This window comes from Pseudophaeobacter leonis, from assembly GCF_002087335.1.
Classification (GTDB): Bacteria; Pseudomonadota; Alphaproteobacteria; order Rhodobacterales; family Rhodobacteraceae; genus Pseudophaeobacter; species Pseudophaeobacter leonis.
Genome location: NZ_MWVJ01000079.1, coordinates 1 through 3,490 on the forward strand (window position 1 = coordinate 1; position 3,490 = coordinate 3,490).

Annotated in this window: 4 protein-coding genes; 1 reads left to right on the forward strand and 3 read right to left on the reverse strand. The window is 47.2% G+C overall.

Annotation, left to right across the window (positions count from 1 at the left end; genetic code table 11):
• Positions 1-246: 246 nt before the first annotated feature.
• Positions 247-477, forward strand: coding sequence for a hypothetical protein (locus B4968_RS23190; protein ID WP_139792881.1), 231 nt, complete (start codon positions 247-249; stop codon positions 475-477).
• Between the two features lie 46 nt (positions 478-523).
• On the opposite strand, the gene B4968_RS17305 is transcribed toward B4968_RS23190, so the two are convergent.
• From B4968_RS17305 to B4968_RS17315, 3 genes are all read right to left on the reverse strand, one after another.
• Positions 524-1,273 carry a DUF6270 domain-containing protein gene (locus B4968_RS17305; protein ID WP_083100665.1) on the reverse strand — a complete coding sequence of 250 codons (750 nt, stop codon included), beginning with the start codon at positions 1,271-1,273 and terminating at the stop codon, positions 524-526.
• An 11-nt stretch (positions 1,274-1,284) separates the two neighbouring features.
• The gene (locus tag B4968_RS17310) at positions 1,285-1,986 is read right to left on the reverse strand and encodes a class I SAM-dependent methyltransferase (protein ID WP_083100666.1); all 702 of its coding nucleotides are present in this window, start codon (positions 1,984-1,986) and stop codon (positions 1,285-1,287) included.
• 76 nt (positions 1,987-2,062) lie between these two features.
• A partial coding sequence (locus tag B4968_RS17315; protein ID WP_161492605.1) for a sulfotransferase occupies positions 2,063-3,490 on the reverse strand: 1,428 nt, incomplete at its 5' end.

Consider the following 3,490-nt stretch of genomic DNA (forward strand, 5'->3'; position numbering starts at 1 on the left):
CGGCCCGTATAGGGTGTCTTTTGACATGGTATTCTTTCGCGTTTGGGCCGGATTACATATGCGTTGACCTCTATCATAAATCATTGCAATGCGACCAGTCTCGCAATTGTGAAATTGTGGTGCCCGAAATTTACGCCACAGGTGAACGGTGTCTCGGATTGACCATTAAGGCGTGCTTGGATAACTTGCTCGAGTGCATTCAGCACCAAAGTAACTCAGACAATATTTATTTTTAGGAGGCGTGTAATGACACGTACAGCTAGCAAAACAGCACCGGCCGTATCGGTTGAAGAACATGGCGTGCGAACCAAACTGGCGAAAGCATTGTGGATTGTGTCAGTAGGTGACAATAAACCTTCGGACCCGGTTGAAGCGCAAGAGGCATTTGACATTGTGAAAAATGATTGGATGCTAAATGCCATCAAGTTAAAGAAAACCCTTTCACGTCTAGGGTGTGAGGTTATCCCCGAGAAGTAGATAACATTTTGGCCTGAGGTGGCTATTAGAGTTTCGCCTCAGGTCATCATGGAGAAGAGCTGAATATTTTTTTATATTTACTTGAAAAGATTCGTTGCCGGCCAGCCAATTCGCTGGCTAACAGTTCGTTGTAGTTGTCAGAATAGTGAAATGGCGTGTGCCCCCACCTGTGGTCAGCGGGTGTGGCGCTTGGGCTTGTTAGAAGATGCCTTAAATCAATCGTGTAGTCTACTGGCCATAAAGTCATAATCTCATTGAATAAAAAATCATAATACCTCAACATGGCGTCAACTTTTTCTCTATCAGGATCTTGCCCATCATAGTAAGGGTTGAAGCTTGCTTTGTGAATGATGATATAATTCTCGTGGAAGAGTTCCCGGTTTTTGTCGTAAAACAGCTTGAGGTTTTCGCTGACCTGACTCCAGTTTTGCGGCCTGAAATGTGGAGTAAACTCAATCCCTTTCTTCCATTGCTCTGAAGCGGTCGCAAGCATCCGCCAATTGGCGGTAAAAACCCTGTCATTTCGCCTTGCTATTGGAAATCTGTCATCGATAAAGTCGAAAATGACAATTTTACCTCTGTGGTTCAGGTTGAACGATTTATTCATATCAGTCTGAGCGCACCGTTTCTCAAAGTGACGGGGCTCTTCGAAATCTGGCAATTCATCGATGGGAAGGGTATGCGTCAAACTCGCCAAATTTGACCGTGAATGGTAGTATGTCAGGGAATCCTTAATATCCCCAAATTCAAAGGCGTCTCTTGTGACGCAAGACCCAATAACACAAAACTCGGACATACTTCAAAACCTCACTCTGCCAAGTCTTCGGAGTCTTGGTATCCAAACCGTTGTGAATATGCAGTTTTCTGGAACAGGTTTTGCAGACGCATGCTCTGACCCCCTTTGAAAACTTCAGAAATCTGCTTGGAAAATGACTTCTCGCCACTCGTGTTTTCACGCCTGAATTCCAAAATGTCACATATATCTTCGTCCCTCAACCACCTGGTTAGGGCGCTCGACATATCCTCGTATCGCCCAATGATATAGTCGGCATTGTCTCGCCTTAGAACCAAAAGATCATTTGTTTTGGTCATTTCGGAAACCTGAGCGCCGTGGTTCTGTGCGATCTCGTCTTGCGCCTTGGGGCGCAGGCTTCCAGTTTGCGGCCCGACCCCTCCCGAAAGGACGGTGACTGGGCAAGGCGCTAGCCGGGTCAGGTTGCGGGCAAGAAAAGGGACGAGTGCGGCATTGGCTTCGACCGCGAGCACCGATGACAGCGCCCGGTGTCGGGCCACCCCCAGCGTAAAACTGCCTAAGAACGCACCGCAATCCCACAAGACGGCATTCTCAGGGAGAAGCCGGGCAAAGAGAGCCGCCTCCTTCGCGCTCCATTCTCCAAAATCGCAGAGCGCCTGGACAATCAGATCCTCGGGCCAGTTTGGCATGTCCATCGGCCCGTATAGGGTGTCTTTTGACATGGTTTTCTTTCGCGTTTGGGTCTGATTACACATGCGCTGACCTATATCAGAAATAAATTTGCACTTGTAAGAACGCCGGTCACTGATTGGGATGGCCGGCGCACGCCACTTATGCGCCGGAAATTGGAATTAATCCCAGGGTCGAGAAAGCTGGAGAACTACTGTAGTTGATCATGAACCGTTCAGCCATGAGATGAAGAACGATGTCTGGTTTTTCGCGCTCAATCACATCGTCATAGATATTTCCCTTGTGTCGAATAAAGAGCGACTCTGAGAAGTGTTCCGCTAATAGATCAATCGTGAAATCACTCGATGAATCATAGAAAACGACCGCTTTGGGTAGGGTGTTGCCTTCGGTTTTAAACCGAAGCGCCTCGTGGTCGCCAAGATGTGTAATGTAGTCGTCTTCGACGGGGATGCTCTTTGAATTTCGCATTTCGTCAAAGAGCTTATACCTCACCAGATGCTCTATATTTTTCCCAAGATAGAAAGACTTAAGCGCCCCCTGACAGATACTGCGCGCCTCTGCATCCATCTTGGAATACAGATCGCCACCAAAGGCTGCCAGGATTGGCTGTAACTCGTTTAGCAGGATTGGCGGAATTTGTTTGCCCCTTTTCGTCGTCACCAAATGGGCGTTCATTTTTTCAATGATATGATGATATAAGATATAGCTTCCAAGCCAGTTGATACGGCTATCACCACGGAAATAGAGGGTTCCGTATGACTTGGCATCCCGCAAGAGCTCTGCGGGGTAGCTATAGAAATCAAAATCCGGGTCAACGATTTGAACAGCAGGTCTGGCCTGAGAAAGAGGCTTGTCCGCAAAAATCTTTGGAAGGAACTCTGAGTACACAATGGACTTTTCGGGAACCGCGAACTTCAGGTAGCTGATATTTTGCTGATCCAAAGTATCGTGTCTTTCGCGAAGTGTTGATTTAGCTCGGTCGATTTCGTCCTGAGTCCAAGCTAAGTCTCCAAAGCAATAGTCCATGAAGTCAGAGCTGTCGTTGATAAGAAAAAACCAACCATATTCAGATAGCATTGCCTCTGATGGGCTTGTGATGAGTTTCACATATGTTAGGAAATCAGTCGCCGTTGTGTTGTACAACGTGGTGCGTGTGGACCACATGGAATTGTCATAGGCATCAGTTCTGTTTTCCCATCCAAGGCTGCGGACTTGATCAAGTGCAAGGAACTCCGAAAGAATTCTTCCATTTACCGCAGCGTCATCGTCGATTGAGATCTTGCAGAACTTCACACCTAGGTCTGCGCAGAGCTTCTCGCAGTCATCATTTATAGCAATGTGCGCATTTGTTAGGCCGTCGAGATCAAGGTCCAACTTAAATTTCTCGAAAAATCCCTTCATGCTTCGCCGCCAAGTTTCTATGTCCTTACGCACGGAAAGGATGAAGTATGCGTCAGGATATTCACGAATAAGGTCTTTGTAAAATGTACGCGTTGGGTAGTCTGTAAAGCAGTCATACCCAGAGGTGTCGATATAGTTTGAACCGCGCCGTGTTTGTCGGAGGCTGAT